Annotated in this window: 15 protein-coding genes and 1 tRNA gene; 4 read left to right on the forward strand and 12 right to left on the reverse strand. The window is 49.1% G+C overall.

Going from position 1 to position 18,130, the window contains the following annotated elements; all coding sequences use genetic code 11:
• The first annotated feature begins 44 nt into the window (after window positions 1–44).
• The gene (gene proS, locus T499_RS0111410) at window positions 45–1,526 is read left to right on the forward strand and encodes a proline--tRNA ligase (RefSeq protein ID WP_013064667.1); all 1,482 of its coding nucleotides are present in this window, start codon (window positions 45–47) and stop codon (window positions 1,524–1,526) included.
• Window positions 1,527–1,790: 264 nt separating this feature from the next.
• On the opposite strand, the gene T499_RS0111415 is transcribed toward proS, so the two are convergent.
• The 8 genes from T499_RS0111415 to ileS are packed head-to-tail and all read right to left on the reverse strand — an operon-like array spanning window position 1,791 to window position 11,244.
• Entirely contained in the window at window positions 1,791–2,258 is a 468-nt protein-coding gene (locus T499_RS0111415; protein ID WP_052173679.1) for a DUF3256 family protein, read from the reverse strand.
• A complete protein-coding gene (locus T499_RS0111420; RefSeq protein ID WP_033151165.1) occupies window positions 2,255–3,577 on the reverse strand; it encodes a phenylacetate--CoA ligase family protein in 1,323 nt (440 codons plus the stop codon). Before T499_RS0111420 ends, T499_RS0111415 begins: the two co-directional genes overlap by 4 nt.
• A 56-nt stretch (window positions 3,578–3,633) precedes the next feature.
• Entirely contained in the window at window positions 3,634–4,353 is a 720-nt protein-coding gene (locus tag T499_RS0111425; protein WP_033151081.1) for a 16S rRNA (uracil(1498)-N(3))-methyltransferase, read from the reverse strand.
• A gap of 22 nt (window positions 4,354–4,375) precedes the next feature.
• The gene (locus tag T499_RS0111430) at window positions 4,376–5,686 is read right to left on the reverse strand and encodes an MFS transporter (protein ID WP_033151082.1); all 1,311 of its coding nucleotides are present in this window, start codon (window positions 5,684–5,686) and stop codon (window positions 4,376–4,378) included.
• Between the two features lie 23 nt (window positions 5,687–5,709).
• Window positions 5,710–6,639, reverse strand: coding sequence for a DUF4296 domain-containing protein (locus T499_RS0111435; RefSeq protein WP_198021301.1), 930 nt, complete (start codon window positions 6,637–6,639; stop codon window positions 5,710–5,712).
• The gene (locus T499_RS0111440; RefSeq protein ID WP_013063735.1) at window positions 6,629–7,243 is read right to left on the reverse strand and encodes a lipoprotein signal peptidase; all 615 of its coding nucleotides are present in this window, start codon (window positions 7,241–7,243) and stop codon (window positions 6,629–6,631) included. The genes T499_RS0111435 and T499_RS0111440 overlap by 11 nt, the downstream gene beginning before the upstream one ends.
• 29 nt (window positions 7,244–7,272) lie before the next feature.
• Complete coding sequence (locus tag T499_RS0111445; RefSeq protein WP_013065585.1) at window positions 7,273–7,653, reverse strand: TraR/DksA family transcriptional regulator; 381 nt, start codon at window positions 7,651–7,653, stop codon at window positions 7,273–7,275.
• Between the two features lie 30 nt (window positions 7,654–7,683).
• Window positions 7,684–11,244, reverse strand: a complete 3,561-nt coding sequence (gene ileS / locus T499_RS0111450; protein ID WP_033151084.1) for an isoleucine--tRNA ligase — start codon at window positions 11,242–11,244, stop codon at window positions 7,684–7,686.
• A gap of 204 nt (window positions 11,245–11,448) precedes the next feature.
• Here ileS and T499_RS0111455 point away from each other — a divergent pair, with 204 nt between their 5' ends.
• Complete coding sequence (locus T499_RS0111455; protein WP_033151085.1) at window positions 11,449–12,897, forward strand: anaerobic C4-dicarboxylate transporter; 1,449 nt, start codon at window positions 11,449–11,451, stop codon at window positions 12,895–12,897.
• A 60-nt stretch (window positions 12,898–12,957) separates the two neighbouring features.
• On the opposite strand, the gene T499_RS0111460 is transcribed toward T499_RS0111455, so the two are convergent.
• Window positions 12,958–14,703, reverse strand: coding sequence for a phospho-sugar mutase (locus T499_RS0111460; protein WP_013065481.1), 1,746 nt, complete (start codon window positions 14,701–14,703; stop codon window positions 12,958–12,960).
• Between the two features lie 126 nt (window positions 14,704–14,829).
• On the reverse strand, window positions 14,830–16,014 hold the full coding sequence (locus T499_RS0111465; protein WP_033151086.1) for a tetratricopeptide repeat protein: 1,185 nt from the start codon (window positions 16,012–16,014) through the stop codon (window positions 14,830–14,832).
• Window positions 16,015–16,254: 240 nt separating this feature from the next.
• Here T499_RS0111465 and T499_RS0111470 point away from each other — a divergent pair, with 240 nt between their 5' ends.
• Window positions 16,255–16,632 (forward strand): hypothetical protein, encoded by a 378-nt coding sequence (locus tag T499_RS0111470; RefSeq protein ID WP_033151087.1) that lies wholly within the window; start codon window positions 16,255–16,257, stop codon window positions 16,630–16,632.
• A 102-nt stretch (window positions 16,633–16,734) separates the two neighbouring features.
• A tRNA-Arg gene (locus T499_RS0111475) sits at window positions 16,735–16,808 on the forward strand.
• Window positions 16,809–16,847: 39 nt separating this feature from the next.
• Here the strand turns inward: T499_RS0111475 and T499_RS0111480 are convergent.
• Both T499_RS0111480 and ilvN read right to left on the reverse strand, forming a co-directional pair.
• A complete protein-coding gene (locus T499_RS0111480) occupies window positions 16,848–17,588 on the reverse strand; it encodes an acyl-[acyl-carrier-protein] thioesterase (RefSeq protein ID WP_013064244.1) in 741 nt (246 codons plus the stop codon).
• Window positions 17,581–18,123 carry an acetolactate synthase small subunit gene (gene ilvN / locus T499_RS0111485; protein ID WP_013063605.1) on the reverse strand — a complete coding sequence of 181 codons (543 nt, stop codon included), beginning with the start codon at window positions 18,121–18,123 and terminating at the stop codon, window positions 17,581–17,583. Before ilvN ends, T499_RS0111480 begins: the two co-directional genes overlap by 8 nt.
• Between the last annotated feature and the right edge of the window lie 7 nt (window positions 18,124–18,130).

Consider the following 18,130-nt stretch of genomic DNA (forward strand, 5'->3'; position numbering starts at 1 on the left):
TTTCAGTACCTTTGCACGCAAATTAGGAAACATAGAAGAAAAATATGGCAAAAGAATTAAAAGAATTAACGAAAAGAGCCGACAACTACAGTCAGTGGTTTAACGACCTGGTAGTTAAGGCTGATTTGGCAGAGCAGAGCGCTGTACGTGGCTGTATGGTGATTAAACCTTACGGTTATGCCATCTGGGAGAAGATGCAGCAGCAGCTCGACAAGATGTTTAAGGAAACTGGTGCTCAGAACGCATACTTCCCACTGCTTATCCCAAAGTCGTTCCTCTCGAAGGAGGCCGAGCACGTTGAGGGTTTTGCTAAGGAGTGTGCTGTGGTAACACACTACCGCCTGCGCGCAAAGGAGGATAAGAGCGGTGTTGAGGTTGACCCAACAGCTAAGCTCGAGGAGGAACTGATTGTACGTCCTACTTCGGAGACTATTATCTGGAATACATATAAGAACTGGATTCACTCATGGCGCGATCTGCCACTGATGTGCAACCAGTGGTGTAACGTAATGCGTTGGGAGATGCGTACTCGCCCATTCCTGCGCACATCGGAGTTCCTTTGGCAGGAGGGCCACACAGCCCACGCTACTCGCGAGGAGGCCGAGGAGGAAGCACAGAAGATGCTGAAGGTATATGCCAAGTTTGCTGAAGAGTGGATGGCTGTGCCTGTGGTACAGGGTGTGAAGAGCGAGACTGAGCGTTTTGCCGGTGCGCTGGATACTTACACCATCGAGGCTATGATGCAGGACGGTAAGGCACTGCAGAGCGGTACCAGCCACTTCCTGGGTCAGAACTTTGCCAAGGCATTCGAGGTAACTTATCTGAATAAGGAGAACAAGCCTGAGTACGTATGGGCTACATCGTGGGGCGTTTCGACCCGACTGATTGGTGCGCTGATTATGACTCACAGTGATGATAACGGACTGGTATTGCCTCCACGTCTGGCTCCTATCCAGGTGGTAATTATTCCTATCGCTACCAAGCCTGAGCAGATGGAGCAGGTTAACAAGGAGGTGACACCTATCATCGAGGCTCTGCGCGCTAAGGGTATCACCGTGAAGTTTGACGATGCTGACAACAAGCGTCCTGGCTTTAAGTTTGCTGATTACGAGCTGAAGGGTGTTCCCGTACGTTTGGTTCTGGGTGCTCGCGACCTGGAGAACGGTACTATCGAGGTGATGCGCCGCGATACGCTGGAGAAGGAGACTCGCTCGATTGACGGTATCACCGAGTATGTAGAGCAGCTGCTTGAGGATATCCAGAAGAATATCTTTGAGAAGGCTAAGGCTTATCGTGATGCCCGCATCTACGAGTGCGAGAACTACGAGGAGTTTAAGGAGAAGGTGAAGGACGGTGGATTCTTCCTGTGCCACTGGGACGGTACTGCCGAGACCGAGGCTAAGATTAAGGAGGAGACTCAGGCCACTATCCGCTGCGTGCCTTTCGGCGTAGAGCAGACTCCTGGTGTGGATATGGTAACTGGTAAGCCAGCGAAGGCGAGAGTTATTATCGCGAGAAGCTATTAAACATTAAAGATTAAACATTAAACATTTAAGATTTAATGATAAAAGTAAAAGAGGAACCTTCTCAGGTTCCTCTTTTTTTAACCATAAACTAATGTTCTAAAAAAATATATTCAAACATTACTTTATGGAGGCCGAAATATCACTTACCTCACGATAAATCCATTTCTAATTAACCTTAATAATCTAATACCATGAAAAACACATGTGCAAAGGTAATTCATTTCTTCTGAAAGTGGAAAATCAGAAGCCATAAACTACATTAATTTAACGTTTGTTTAGCAATTCGTCGTCCCGCTTCAGGATATTTTGCATTTCGAAACGCTTAATTCTTTGGCTTTGTGCTTCGGTAAATTGTGGTGCTGCGATGGGCTGCCAGGCGGTGGTAAAGTAGTGTACCCTACTCTGTCCGTAGATGGAATCGACGGTAAATGTTTCGATCATCACTACGGTGCTGTCCATCAGCAACATATCGGTTCGCAACGACGGGTTCATGCGGATAGTGAGACTATCATCGCCCAGCGCAATCATCTGGCTGGTTCCGCCTAACTGATTCTTTACTTCGGCCTTCATCCCTGAATCCAAAAAGTCGATAAAATCCAAACGATTATTCTTGGAGAGATAAGGCATCAATGAGTCAGGCATCTGCCTGAACACATCACGCAGGGTGACGCTCTGTGCCGATGCCTGATTAAGTGTTGTGGCCAACAAAAGGGCCATCATGAATTTCTTCATCCGCGACTGGGTCTTTTATCTATTACACGAACGGCCTTGCCCTCGCTTTGTGGCAACGAGCCCTTCTTTACAAGTTTTACTACTGGGGTGAGCAGAATCTCGTCCTTGAGTGCACGCTGGATGTCCTTCATCATCTTCTGCATCTCGGGATAGATCTCGGTCTCAAGGCTGTCGAGCTCAACCTCAACGGTCATCACATCGTTGTCGTCGATGGTTTCGAGGGTGATGAGGTAGTTGCTACCCAAACCAGGATACTGCACGAGAATCTTCTCGACCTGCATGGGGAATACGTTTACACCCTTGATGATGAACATATCGTCGGTACGGCCCTTGATACGGTCGATACGACGGTGGGTACGTCCGCACTTACATGGCTCGGCGATGATGCGGGTAAGGTCGCGCGTACGGTAACGCAGGATTGGCATCATGGTGCGGTCGAGTGTGGTAAGTACCATCTCGCCCATCTGGCCATCGGGCACTGGCTCGAGGGTGTCGGGATCTACAATCTCAACGATATAGTTATCTTCCCACAGGTGCATACCTTCCTGATACTTACACTCGAAGGCTACACCAGGACCGTTCATCTCGGTCATACCAAACGAGTTGTAGGCCTTTACGCCCAGCATACGCTCGATGCGGCGGCGCTGTTCCTCGGTGTGGGGCTCGGCACCAATGCAAAGGGTGCGCAGCTTGGTGGTGGCGGGATCGACGCCCTCTTCCTTGAACACCTCGGCCAAACGGATGGCATAGGATGGAATGGCGTGCAGGCAGGTGGTACCAAAATCCTTAATGAATTTGATCTGACGCTTAGAGTTTCCGGCTGCGGCTGGTACCGTCATAGCGCCCAACCACTCGGAGCCGTACTGGAAACCAAGTCCACCGGTAAACATACCGTAACCTGAAGAGTTTTGGAACACGTCGCTCTTGCGGCATCCTACCATATACAGATTGCGGGCAATCATGTTAGCCCACGAGCAAATGTCGTGTTCGGAGTAAACAACCACGCATGGATTACCGGTTGTACCACTGGTAGAGTGGATACGTACGGCATCGTCGAGATTGCCGCCAACGAGTCCGTAGGGGTAGTTGTCGCGCAGGTCCTGCTTTGTGGTGAAAGGAATCTTACGCAGATCGTCCAGACTGTTGATGGAGTCGGCCGTGATACCCAGTTCGCCTAATCGTTTCTTGTAGAAAGGCGACTTCAGACATACGTTGATCGTGTCCTTTAGTTTCTTAACTTGCAACTGCTGGAGTTGCTCTCTTGGCATAGTCTCAAGTTCAGGCTGCCAGTATTCGCCATCAGGCTTGATGGTAGCCATTATCTTCTCGTCAGTCATATCTTATAGTTTATTTGGTTTATCGTTCTATGTAATTGTTATTTCTGTGCCAGCTGCATCATCATCACGGCGGCTAAACCGGCCGTTTCGGTGCGCAGGCGAGCTGAACCTAAGCTTACTGATACCCAACCGGCAGCTACGGCTGCTTTCACCTCGTCGATTGAGAAATCGCCCTCGGGACCTACCAGCACGGTTGCGTCCTGACTGTCGGATGGTTTGCGCAGCTCGTCGAACAGCTCTACACGGGGTACCTCCTCGTAGCAGTGGGCGATGTACTTACGACCCTGAATGGGCTGCTCGAGGAAATGGTTGAAGTGTACCATCTCGTTAACCTGGGGCTTCCAGGCTTTGTGGCTCTGCTTAACGGCGGCGGTTACAATCTTATCCAGGCGCACCAGCTTTACCAGGCGGCGCTCGGAGAACTTACAGTTAAGGAACGACACCTCGTCGATACCAACTTCGGTGGCTTTCTCCATCATCCACTCCATGCGGTCCATCATCTTGGTGGGCGCAATGCCTAAGTGCAGGTGGCCTTTCCATTGGGGCTCCTGTGGCAGTTTCTCCAATATTTCGTAATAGCAGTGATGGGTGGCTGCAACCGTAACCTGCGCACGGAAGTAGTTACCTACTCCATCCATCAGAAACAGCTCGTCGCCACTCTTCAGGCGCAGCACACGCATGGCGTGCATGGCCTCGTCGGTAGGCAGCTCGGTCTGGTTCTCGGCATCAGGCACAAAAAAATATCTTGCTTCCTTCATATTCTATTTAGAGTAATCTGTGTTATTTCTTTTCCGGATGGAAAACAAGGGCGAACGATATACCTACTGCGAGTGCAAATGCGGCAAAGATAAACCAGCATGTGGTCCACTCGCCCTGCAGGAATCCATTCTCCCAATAACAGTAATGGTTTACTATCTCGCCGGCTGCCAGCGTACCTACGGTAGCGCCAACACCATTGGTCATCATCATGAACAAGCCCTGAGCTGATGCCTTGATGCTGGGTTCGCACTCCTGATCGACGAAGATACCACCCGACACGTTGAAGAAGTCGAAGGCCACACCGTAAACGATGCAAGAGAGGATGAACATGATAACACCAGGCATAGCGGGGTTACCAACACCGAAGAATCCGAAACGGAACACCCAGGCGAACATAGACATGAGCATCACAATCTTGATGCCATAACGCTTGAGGAAGAATGGTATCATGAGGATGCACAGGGCCTCGCTAATCTGCGAGATACTGGTAAGCAGGGTGGCATTGTTAGCGGCAAACGAACTGGCTATGGCTGCATCGGCACTACCCTTAAAGCTGGTAATGAACGGACCGGCATAGCCATTGGTTACCTGCAGGCACATGCCCAGCAGGGCCGAGAAGATAAAGAACAGGGCCATGTTGCGGCTCTTGAACAGCTTGAAGGCATTGAGGCCAAGGCTCTCGATGAGCGAAACCTTCTCCCTTACCACCACCTTACACTCGGGCAATGTGAAGCAATAGAAGCAAAGCACAATGCTGAGGATGCCTGATACAAAGAACTGCATGTAGGTGTACTGGAACTTATAGGCGCTGTCGGCGAGCGTCATGCTGAAGCTGCCATCCTGCCATACGGCGCAGTTAACAAACCACATGGTGACGATGAAACCCACGGTGCCCAGCACGCGGATAGGTGGAAAGTCCTTAACGGTATCAAGGCCGTTGTTCTTCAGAATGGTGAACGCGGCTGTGTTAGACAGCGCGATGGTGGGCATGAAGAATGCCACACTGAGGGTGTAAAGGGTGATGAACAGCGACTTATCGGCCAACTCGTTGCCGAAGCCTGCCTGGAGGCCTAACCACCAGCAGCCCAGCATAAAGCCGCCTGCTGCCAAGTGGCACAAGCCCAGCAAGCGCTGTGGCTGAATATACTTATCGGCTACAATACCCATCAATGTGGGCATAAAGATACTTACAATACCCTGAATAGCATAGAACCAGGAAATCTTGTCGCCCAGTCCGGCCACTCCGAGGTAATTTCCCATACATGTAAGATAAGCTCCCCAAACTGCGAACTCCAGGAAGTTCATCAATGACAAACGGAATTTCAGATTCATAATTATTACTTAGATACTTGGTTTTACTTTTTGGTTTCTTTCTTGCGCATCTTCTGGATATCGCCAATGGTTAACGGGCGTCCGGCTACATGGCGGCCTGGGCGGCGTAGCGAATCGTACTGAGCCGTATCGGGCTGCAGTTCATGGATGCTGTCGGGCTGTTGTGGCACAACGGGCTGATTGGTAAGCTTGTTATGGAAGCGGAACAGCTGGATGTTGTTGACAAACAGCAGACAAAGATTGCTGGTGGGGTCGGTAGATGGGCGCATGCCACACATCACAAAGCCCTTGATCTCTTTGACACGCTCCTTGCAATAAGGTATGCGCAGGGTTGTGATGCCCGACGACGAAACGGTAGAATACTGCTTAACAGTACTATCGTTGGCATAGGTAACGGCCATATACACCGAGGCCTGACGATTGCCTTGCTGCATAAGCCATGTGGTGTTCATACTCAGCATAAAGCTGTCGCCTGCACGATAGGCAGTGTCAGCTTTCTGAGCAAACTGATAAAGATGATACGGACGATCGTTGAACAGCAGGAGTGCACGGTTGCCCTTCCATACATCGGCCGTATCGCCACTGAGCGAGGCTGCTGCAATCTGCACATCGCCAACAGCGGCACCGTATTTCTCGGCTTCGGTATTCAGGCGTTCCTGTACATGCTTGTAAATCTCTTGGAATCGGTCGGCACGGGTATAATAATATACCAACGACGAATCGAATTCGGCTTGTGTGAGTCCGTGCTTCTTGAGCACTAACTCGAAAGTCAAACGGCGGTTGTAATCCTGATTACCCTCCTGCTGCGCGGCAATGCCTTGCGCTACGTGGTAATCGTAAATCAAATCCTCCATATCGTCGGGCTGGATATACTCCGATGGCACCGATGGCTTACAGCTAATCATGAAAGCAGCTGCGGCCACCAAAACAATATGTAAAGCCTTACTCTTCAACGTTATTCGTTTCTTTCTTAAGTGTAATCTTACTTATTTCTTCACGATAGAACAGCAACAGCAGCACTACGCTGACACTGATGCTGGCATCGGCAAAATTAAATACCGGACTAAAGAACACAAAGTGCTGTCCGCCCACAAACGGCATCCATGTGGGCCATTCGGTTTCGATCAGCGGGAAGTAGAACATATCTACCACCTTACCCATGAGGAAAGGTGCATAACCCGTACCAAAATCAACTAAGTATGACAGATAGTAGGGCGACGACTCGTTGAACATCATGCCGTAGAACATGCAATCGATGAGATTGCCTGCAGCACCGGCCAGCACCAACGATAGGCACACGATATAGCCTGTGCGGGCATTACGTTTTACCTGCTGCCAGATGTAATAACCCAGCACACCGATGGCAACCACACGGAACAACGACAGCACAATCTTGCTGCCTAACTGCATGCCAAAGGCCATGCCCATGTTCTCGATAAACGTGATGTAAAACCAATCGGTAACGCGGATACTCTCGTGCAGCGTCATCGACGTTTTCACCCAGATCTTGATAGCCTGGTCAATAAGGAGAATGGCGACTATGATTAATGTCGCCAATCTTCCTTTTGTAATCAGAGGTCCGTGCGTCACTTTTTCTGGTTCAGCTTAGACTCTACACTCAGTGTTGCATGAGGAACGGCACGCAGACGCTCCTTTGGTATCAGCTTACCGGTAATACGGTCGATACCATAGGTTTTGTTCTCGATGCGAACCAATGCAGCCTTCAGGCCCTGAATGAACTTCTGCTGGCGGGCGGCCATCGAGATCAACTCCTCTTTCGACTGGGTAGCACTACCCTCCTCCAATGCCTTGTAGGTGGGTGATGTATCGTCGACGTCGTTGCTGTCCTCGTTGGTCAGTACGCGCATCATCTGTTCGTAATCACGCTTGGCCAAAGCCATCTTCTCATTGATAATCTGACGGAACTCTTCGAGCTCTTCGTCAGTATAGCGAGTCTTCTCTGCCATAATACTTAATTGTTTAGTTATTGATTATTTTTAATTCTTTGTAACTGTTATGTTCAACTTGAAGTCATCGAACTCAACCTCCTGACCGTCATTAGGTTGTAGAGTGATATCATCGGCCAGAACCTGAGTCTTGATGTAGTCGGCAAAGCTGCTTACTGCCTTCTCAACCTCGGCATTTGGAGCAAGTACCACGCTGATACGGTCGGTAATCTCGAAGCCGCTCTCCTTACGGATGTTCTGGATGCGGTTGATGAGCTCGCGGGCCATACCCTCGTTCTTCAACTCCTCGGTGAGTTCAACCTCGAGTGCTACAGTAAGGTTACCCTCGTTGGCTACCAGCCAGCCTGGAATGTCCTCGCTGATAATCTCAACATCTACGGCCTCGACAGTGATGTCCTGACCCTCAACATTGATACCGATGGTACCCTGCTTCTCGAGTTCGGCAATCTGCTCCTGTGTCAGGGCGTCCATTGCGGCAGCTACACTCTTCATGAGCTTACCGAACTTCTTACCCATGGTACGGAAGTTACACTTTACCTTCTTAACCAGCACGCCAGCACCCTCAACAAAACGCAGCTCCTTAACGTTAACCTCGTTCATAATCAGGTCCTTAACGGCTTCGATGTGCTTCTTCTGAGTCTCGTCGACAGCAGGAATCATGATGGCCTGCAGTGGCTGGCGCACCTTGATGTTTACCTTACGGCGCAGGGCCAGAACCATCGAAGTGATCTTCTGTGCCATCTGCATGCGAGCCTCGAGATCCTTATCAATCTGTGCCTCGTCGGCTACTGGGAACTTATCCAGGTGTACTGAGTCGAGCTCACCACCCAGGTCCTTATACAGCTGGTCGGCATAGAATGGTGCAAATGGAGCCAGCAGCTTGGCAACGGTCATCAAGCAGGTGTAGAGAGTCTGATAAGCCGAGAGCTTATCTTCGCTCATCTCCTTACCCCAGAAACGTTTGCGGTTCAAACGTACGAACCAGTTACTCAGGTCGTCGTTTACAAACGCATCGATCAGACGACCGGCACGTGTAGGATCGTAGCCATCCAGCTCGGCCTCGACGCCCTTGATAAGGGTGTTCAGGCATGAGAGGATCCAGCGGTCGATCTCAGGACGCTTATCGAATGCCACCTGTGCTGTTGCGGGGTCGAAACCGTCCACATTAGCATAGAGTGCGAAGAAGCTATAGGTGTTATAGAGTGTTCCGAAGAACTTACGACGTACCTCATCTACGCCCTCTGGGTCGAACTTCAGGTTGTCCCAAGGCTCTGAGTTGGTCATCATATACAGGCGTACAGCATCGCTACCGTACTTGCCAATCATATCGAATGGGTTTACTACGTTACCAACGTGCTTCGACATCTTGTTACCCTTGGCATCGAGCACCAGACCTGAAGAAATAACATTCTTGAAGGCTACTGAGTCGAAGATCATGGTAGCAATAGCGTGCAGGGTGAAGAACCAACCACGGGTCTGGTCGACACCCTCGTTGATAAAGTCGCAAGGGAATGCGATACCCTTATCAATCAAATCCTTATTCTCGAATGGATAGTGGATCTGTGCGTATGGCATAGAACCAGAATCGAACCACACGTCGATCAGGTCGGTCTCGCGCTTCATGGGCTTACCGCTCTCTGATACCAGAATGATGTTATCAACGTATGGACGGTGCAGGTCGATCTTATCGTAGTTCTCCTTGCTCATGTCGCCAGGAACAAAGCCATTGTCCTTCAATGGGTTGCTAGTCATGAAGCCGGCCTTAACAGCCTTCTCGATCTCGTTGTAGAGCTCCTCAACCGAACCGATGCAGATTTCCTTGCCATCCTCGTCGCGCCAGATAGGCAGTGGTGTACCCCAGAAACGTGAACGAGAGAGGTTCCAGTCGTTCAGGTTCTCCAACCAGTTACCAAAGCGGCCTGTACCTGTGCTCTCGGGCTGCCAGTTGATAGTCTTGTTCAGTTCGAACATACGATCCTTCTTGGCAGTTGAGCGGATGAACCAAGAATCCAATGGATAATAGAGTACGGGCTTATCGGTACGCCAGCAGTGAGGATAGTTGTGCACGTGCTTCTCGATCTTGAGTGCGGTGCCCTCCTGCTTCATCTCCATACAGATAACGATGTTCAGGTCCTCGGCCTTAGCGGCTGCCTGCTCGTCGTACTTACCATCCTTGTTGAACTCGGGTGCATAGGCATTCTTTACGTAGTCGCCAGCGTGGTGACCGTAAGCCTTTACATCTATACACTTCTCAACAAAGTTATTATCCAGTTCGTCCATTACATAGTACTTACCCTGGAGGTCGACCATTGGACGTGTTTCACCTTTCTTATTAATAAGGAACAGGCTTGGGATGTGAGCATCCTTAGCTACCTTGGCGTCATCAGCACCGAAGGTAGGCGCAATATGTACGATACCTGCACCATCCTCGGTGGTTACGTAATCACCAGGGATAACGCGGAAGGCCTCGCTCTCCATCTCAACAAACTGATCCTTGCCATTCTCGCTGGCGAATACCTTCTCAGGATGTGCTGCGGCATACTCCTTTACATAGTCGGCAGCATTCTGATCGAGCTTAGCCGATGGTTTTACCCAAGGCATCAACTGCTGGTACTTCATACCTACCAGCTCCTGACCGGTATAACGGCCTACGATGCGGTAAGGTACAAACTTCTCGCCCTTGTTGTACTCAGGCATCTCGTCGCCATCGGTGATGTTACCCTCGGGTGAGAGATAAGCATTCAGTCGGCTCTCGGCCAGAATGATGGTCATCTTCTCGCCGTTGTAGGCGTTGTAGGTCTGTACTGCTACGTAATCAATCTTCGGACCTACGCAGAGTGCGGTGTTCGAAGGCAATGTCCAAGGAGTGGTTGTCCAGGCTACGAAGTAAGCCTCGCCCCACTTGGTCCACTCTTCCTTAGGATCGAGGGCCTTGAACAGCGCTGTAACAGTGGTGTCCTTTACATCGCGATAGCAACCAGGCTGGTTCAGCTCGTGTGAGCTCAGACCAGTACCGGCACCTGGCGAATATGGCTGGATGGTGTAACCCTTGTAAAGCAGGCCCTTGTTGTAGAACTGCTGCAGGAGCCACCACAGTGTCTCGATATACTTGTTGTCGTAGGTAATGTAAGGATTATCCAGATCAACAAAATAACCCATCTTCTCGGTGAGGTCGCGCCACTCCTGTGTGAACATCATCACGTTCTCGCGGCACTTCTTGTTATAATCCTCGGTTGAGATGTACTTCTCTGATGCTTTGTTGTCGATATCAGCCTTGGTAATGCCCAGCTCCTTCTCAACGCCCAACTCTACGGGCAGTCCGTGGGTATCCCAACCAGCCTTACGTTTTACCTGATAACCCTTCATGGTCTTATAACGGTTGAAGGTATCCTTAATGGTACGAGCCAGCACGTGGTGAATACCAGGATGACCGTTAGCCGAGGGAGGACCCTCGAAGAATACAAACTGTGGACATCCCTCACGTTCGTCAACCGAACGCCAGAATACGTTCTTCTCGCGCCACATCTCCAGGATATCATTGTTAACCTGGGTCAGATTCAAGCCGTTATGTTCTGCAAACTTCTTTGCCATATCCTACTTTTTTAGCTTCTATATTTTAACCTTTATTATTTAGCGTGCAAAGGTAGTGAAATTATCTGACCTGACCAAAGAAATAAATAATTTTAAGATTTATCCGCGAAAAAATGCGCAAAAATTTCGTATATCCAAATAATTTGCCTATATTTGCCGTCATAATTCTAATAATAACAACTTAAAACAATCGAATTTTAACGTATGATTACATTTACAATGGTTCTGCAGCTCTGTATCGTACTTGGTGCGCTGTGGGTTGGTTCCCGTTATGGCAGTCTGGCCTTGGGAGCTATTTCGGGAATTGGATTGGCTATTCTGGTGTTTGGCTTCGGACTTAAACCAGGAACGCCACCAACAGATGTTATTTACATCATCATTGCTGCTGTAACGTGTGCAGGAATCATGCAGGCTTCGGGCGGTATGGACTGGCTGATACAGATAGCCGAAAAGCTGCTGCGCAAGCATCCTGACCACATCACGTTTTTTGCACCGCTATGCACATTCTTCCTGACGGTGCTGGTAGGAACAGGTCACGTGGTTTACACGCTGATGCCTATCATCTGCGACATCGCGCTTAAGAAAGGTATCCGTCCGGAGCGCCCGTGTGGTGTTGCCTCTATTGCCTCACAGGTTGGTATCACGTGTTCGCCTATTGCTGCGGCTGTGGTGGCCTTCGTCACCATTTCTAATGCCAACCACTTCGACATCACCATTCCTCGTGTACTCATGATCAGCATTCCTGCTTGTCTTTGCGGACTGATGGCAGCTGCTGCCGCTTCGTATCATCGCGGACTGGACCTGGACAAGGATCCTGAGTTCCAGAAGAAGATTGCCGATCCTATTCAGCGCGAGTATATCTACGGTTCGAACGCTACCACACTCGACAGACAGATTCCACAGTCGGCTAAGAATGCCGTATTTATCTTCCTGGGTGCGCTGGCTGTTATCGTAGTGTTTGCTGCCCTACCCGACCTGCTGCCTTCTTACCCCACCGTTAAGGCGGTTAAGGGTGCTGGCGACCTGACGCTTGCAAGCGGTGTTACCATCACGGCTTCGGCGCTGGCAAAAGCAGGTGTTGTAGCCGAAGGATTTACCGAGAAAGGTATGGTGGATTTGAAGATGAACCTGGTGATTCAGATTGTAATGATTTCGGCAGCTGCGCTGATGATTATCTTCTGTAAGGCACAACCCAAGAAGGCGGTGGCTGGTCCGGTTTGGCAATCAGGTATGGTTGCGGTAGTTGCCATCTATGGTATCGCCTGGTTGGCCGACACATACTTCTCGAACTACATGAGCGAGATGCAGTCGATGCTGGCCGACATTGTCAAGGAATATCCATGGAGTATTGCTATCGTATTCTTCCTGGTTTCGGTGCTCATCAACTCGCAAGGTGCAGTGGTTGTAGCCATGCTGCCGTTGGCCTATAAGCTGGGTATACCTGGTCCCGTATTGCTGGGTGTGCTGCCAGCCGTTTACGGTTACTTCTTTATCCCTAACTACCCATCGGATATCGCTACCGTTAACTTCGACCGTTCGGGTACTACGGTGATTGGTAAATACCTGCTGAACCACTCGTTTATGATGCCTGGTTTGATTAGCGTATTCACCTCTACGATAGTAGCTTATCTGCTTTCAATGATATTCTACTAAAAGGTATAAAAAATAGCCCTCGCCGATGTGACGAGGGCTTCTATTTTTTGTCTATATGCTTTAGAGATTCAAGCTCTTCTTCAGGGCCTCGATCTTCTCCTCGGCAGCCTTGGTGCAGCGCTCGTAATCGGCAGCATCCTTAAAGCTGGCATCCTTCACCTCGGTATAGAACTTAATCTTTGGCTCGGTACCTGAAGGACGAACTGATACCTTTGTACCATCCTCGCAGAACCACTGCAGCACGTTGCTGGTGTCAGGCATATTCAACTTCTCAACACTACCGTCGGCCTTCTTAGCCTCCAGAGTCTTGTAGTCCTTCCACAGGCAAACCTTGCTACCGCCCAGCTCCTTTGGAGGATTAGCACGGAAGTCGGCCATCATCTGCTTAATCTCGTCGGCACCGGTCTTACCAGGACGAACCACATTGATGGTTACCTCCTTAGAGAATCCGTACTCCTTGTAGATGTTCATCAGCAGGTCGTACAGAGTCATACCGTTATCGCGAGCCCATGCAGCAATCTCACAAATCAAGCAGATAGATGCTGGAGAATCCTTATCGCGAACCTTATCGAATGGCAGGAATCCGAAGCTCTCCTCACCACCGCCGATGTACTTCTTTACGCCCTCAGAGATGCGAATCTCGTTGGCAATCCACTTGAAGCCTGTATAGCAGTCGCGATACTCTACGCCGTTCTTCTTAGCAATCTCGGCAATCACCTCGGTAGTAACGATGGTCTTTACCAGGAACTCGTTGCCCTTGAGCTGACCGAGCTTCTTCTTGTTGGCGATGATGTACCATGAGAACATCATACAGGTCTGGTTACCATTCAGAATCTCCCACTCACCCTTAGCGTTGCGGCAAACGATAGCCAAACGGTCGGCATCTGGGTCAGAAGCGATTACCAGGTCGGCATTCAGGCGTGTACCCAGCTTCATACCCAGTGTCATAGCCTCGGCATTCTCGGGGTTAGGACTAACTACTGTGGGGAAGTTACCATCGATAACCATCTGCTCGGGAACCACGTGGATATTCTGGAAGCCCCATGAACGCAGAGCCTCAGGAATAATGACGCGACCAGTTCCGTGCATGGGGCTGTAAACGATATTCAGGTCCTTCTGGCGCAGGATGACATCCTGATCAACCATAGCCTCCTTAACAGCCTGCAGGTAATCCCAGTCCATCTCACCACCGATGATGTCGATGAGCTCCTTGTTACCATTGAATTTAACGTCCTCGATCTTTACCTTGTTAACCTCGTCGATGATACCCTTATCGTGTGGAGCCAGCACCTGAGCACCATCGTCCCAGTATGCCTTGTAGCCATTATACTCACGAGGGTTGTGCGATGCGGTTACGTTTACGCCAGCCTGACAGCCCAGCTGACGGATGGCGAACGAAATCTCAGGTGTTGGGCGAAGGCTCTCGAACAGATAAACCTTAATGCCGTTAGCCGAGAAAATGTCTGCTACAGTCTCAGCAAACATACGACCGTTGTTGCGGCAATCGTGACCTACAACAACCGAGCTCTGCTTGCCTGGGAAAGCCTTCAGAATATAGTTGGCAAAACCCTGTGTAGCCATACCTACAATGTACTTGTTCATGCGGTTGGTACCAGCACCCATAATACCACGAAGGCCACCTGTACCAAACTCAAGATTCTGATAGAAAGCATCGATCAGCGCTGTCTTGTCAGCATTGTCGAGCATTGCCTGTACTTCCTTACGTGTCTCCTCATCAAAGGCTGGAGAAAGCCATTCCTTAGCCCGTGCCTCGCACTGAGCAATCAGTTGAGCGTTGTCTGCCATAATCTTTCTGTTTTATTTCTTTAGATTATAAATAAATTCTATTTTGCGAAATTACAAAAATAAAACGAGAAACGACCTAAATCATCTCTCGTTTTATAATTCATTAACTAATTAATTCTTCTTATCTTATTTCTTCAACAGTTTATCGATTTCATCAAACTGTTTACCCATATTCAGGTTGAAGTAGATGCGATATAATGCGGGCGCCCACTTATCGAGCTCGCTTGGAGCCATTTCGCGGTATTTTTCCATATAGGGGCGAGCCTTTTCGTACATCTTCAGAATCTGCTTCTTGTTCTTTCGGGGATCCATGCGCTGAGCAATGTTCAAGCAGGCCAAACCGGCTGTGTAATAAATGTCGGGCTGCTCTGGGTTTACCTCAATCAGCTGCTCGCTGAACTTCAGGCAGTCGCTATACTTCTTCATGTTCAGCATCACGGTGCTCTTGGCAAACAGATACAGCTCGTTGAGCGAGTCGATAGCCAATGCCTCGTTAACCACACTGTCAGCCATCTGATAGTTGCCGCGAGTGTTGTAAACATCCATCAGTCGGGGAAAGAAGTAGTTGGATTTGGGGTACTTCTTAAAGCCCTGCCAAAGGGTTGCGATATGCATCGAGTCGTCGTCGAGTTTATCCCATGCTTCGGCCATATACTGCAAGGTGTACTCCAGCTTCTGCTCGTCGCGCTGGGCTGTAGCTGCATGGCGCAGGGTAAGTACAGGGTCGTTCAAGCGATAGCCGCAATAGGTAGCCCAGTAAGCCACCTCGCCCATCTTGGGGTCCTTGTACATATAGTCGTAGCCTGTAAACAACGGCTGTCGGTCGCAGTCGAGATAGGTCTCAAAGAATTCAAGTGCGGTCTTGAAATCGCCCTTCTTGAGATGGTGGGCGCCTCCGTAGTAGATATTGGGGCGATAACCATTCATCTTGGCAGCGTTATCCTTGCGATATTCGGGGTGCGAGTTACCTTTCTTATCGGGTATGGCATCGATAGAATCCAATTTCTCGGCTACGGTAAACATACGCTTAGCCAGATTAAAGAAGGCAGCTGTATCAACCTTCTGCTTGATATACATCTTCTCGTTAATGGCCAGATACTGCTTCTCAACCGACTGCAACCAGATGTCGTATATACGTACGTTCTGCTGGTTGGCAGAATCCTTCAGCAAGTCGGTCATCAGCTTCTCTGCCTGCTCTAAATTCTTCCCACTCTTCAGTATGGTTCGTGCTTCGCCAATCTGCTTACGCTGAGCGCTCATAGGGGCACTCATTATCACGCAGCTTATGGCCATAATTATCAATCTCTTCATCCAGTTTATACCTTATTATATATATAAGCGGGTGCAAAGGTATAAAAAAATGCTTAAAATGTTTGCAAACTACAGATTTTTTAGTATTTTTGCATCGTATTTATCAACTAATAACCTATTTGGGGCATGAAAAAGAAATATCTTTTATTGGGTTACGCAGTTATTGCGCTTTGTATTTTTATTATTCTATTAGCCATCACTGTTACGTCAATTGCAGGCGCTCAGGGAGCGCGAAACCATATGGCCAATCCGGAGAATCGTAAAGGTATCTATGATACGGCCGCCAAAGTGAGCAGAGATACGGGACTGAAGTTCCCGGAGTTCCGCATTAAGGAGCACAAACCAGGCGAATATCTGGAAGGTGGACAGTTCCGCGATACTCTGATTGTGTACTTCTACAAGGGTATCCCCGACTCTGTTTATCGTTCGTTCGAAGAGCGTGCTAAGAGCATCGAGGCTGGTAACGACAGCTGCAAGAGCGTAGAGATCGACAGCGTTACTTATAACTATCAGGATTTTTATGTAGGTGGTTTCTCAAGCTATGTAGGTGTGCAGGTATCCAGGAATTCGCCTTACGGTCGCATCATCTTCGGCAACTGGAAGCCTGCAAAGAAGTAACATCCAAATAAACTTTGCAAAGATTTCAAGGAAAAGTTTGGTAGGTTCGAAAAAAATAACTACCTTTGCAGCCGATTTCTTAAAAAGAAGTCAAACAAGGCTGGTTCGGTAGCTCAGCTGGATAGAGCAACTGCCTTCTAAGCAGTAGGTCTTGGGTTCGAGCCCCAACCGAATCACAACAAAAAAGGTTAGCGAGTTGCTAACCTTTTTGTTTTTTACTTAAATATTACCTTGCTTCGGCAACATTCGGTATCGCCATCTTTGCAGATGCGGATGCAATATTCGTTCTCGCCTGTCTGCATGCGGTAGAACGAGAGCGTATCACCCTGATGGGCCTCGGCTACGTAAGCTATTTCGAAACGTTTAATCTGATGCTCACGATACCAATCCAAATCCCATAAGTCGAGCACATGCTCGATGTACTTCACGGAATTGATATGCCCATTGATATCTACATCGTTATATTTGGTTTCTACTGTACCAACCAGCTGGGCGCTATCGTCCATCTTTACACGACCGCCTTTATCAATGGGGCATTCCTTGTCATCTACAATCCAGTTGTTGATGGCACCGTTGTCAATCGCAAAGATATCGGTTGGCTGGCGGGTTTCGGTATCAATCATGGCCCAGATACTGCGTCCGTAGCCATATACCTTTCCATCCTCGCCTACTACACGGAAGTTACGACTGGTAAAGAAACGCATAGCACTCTCAACCCATGTCTCAACATTAAACTTAGTGTACATCTGTGGCATCTCGTCCATCTCGATGGCCAGTCGTGAGAGTACCCACGAACGCTTGATGGTCATGAGATATTTCATGCCAAAACCACGTGCCGACGAGTGATAATCGGCTGCATTCAGCATGTGATTGCCCATATGGCCCATAAACAATCGCTGCGAAAAGTCGCAGTGAAAGGGCTCTGCTAAAAATTCATATTTTCCTACTTTATCCATTCTCCTGTCTCGACTCTAAGAATTCACTAACCTGCTCCTGCATACCACGGGTTACGGCAATACGTCCGCTACGGGTGTACTGTAGCACGCAACCAAACGTGTCGAGGGCGCGGAACAACGAAATAATATCCTCGGTTACACCATGCATCTGTACAATGGTATAGGTGGGATTCACCTCGATCATGCTGGCCTGGAACCTGCGGATAGTACGCGATATCTCAGGATTCTCGAGCACCATCGGGGTTGACAGCTTGTAAAGACCCGATTCACGGATAAACAGCTGTTCGTCGGTAAAGAAGTTGGCCTTTACCACATCTATCTTCTTCTCAATCTGACGGGTAATCTTTACTATCTGATCTTCGTTGCTCCAAGCAGTGATGGTGTACTTATGTACGCCAGGAATACTTGATGCCGATACATTCAAGCTCTCGATATTTACCTGGCGACGGGTGAACACAGCTGTAATCTGATTCAGAATACCAGCCACATTCTCCGAGTAAACCAGCAGTGTATATAATTTCTTCTTATTTTCCATAATTATC

This window comes from Prevotella sp. RM4 (genome assembly GCF_000701965.1).
Lineage (GTDB): Bacteria > Bacteroidota > Bacteroidia > Bacteroidales > Bacteroidaceae > Prevotella > Prevotella ruminicola.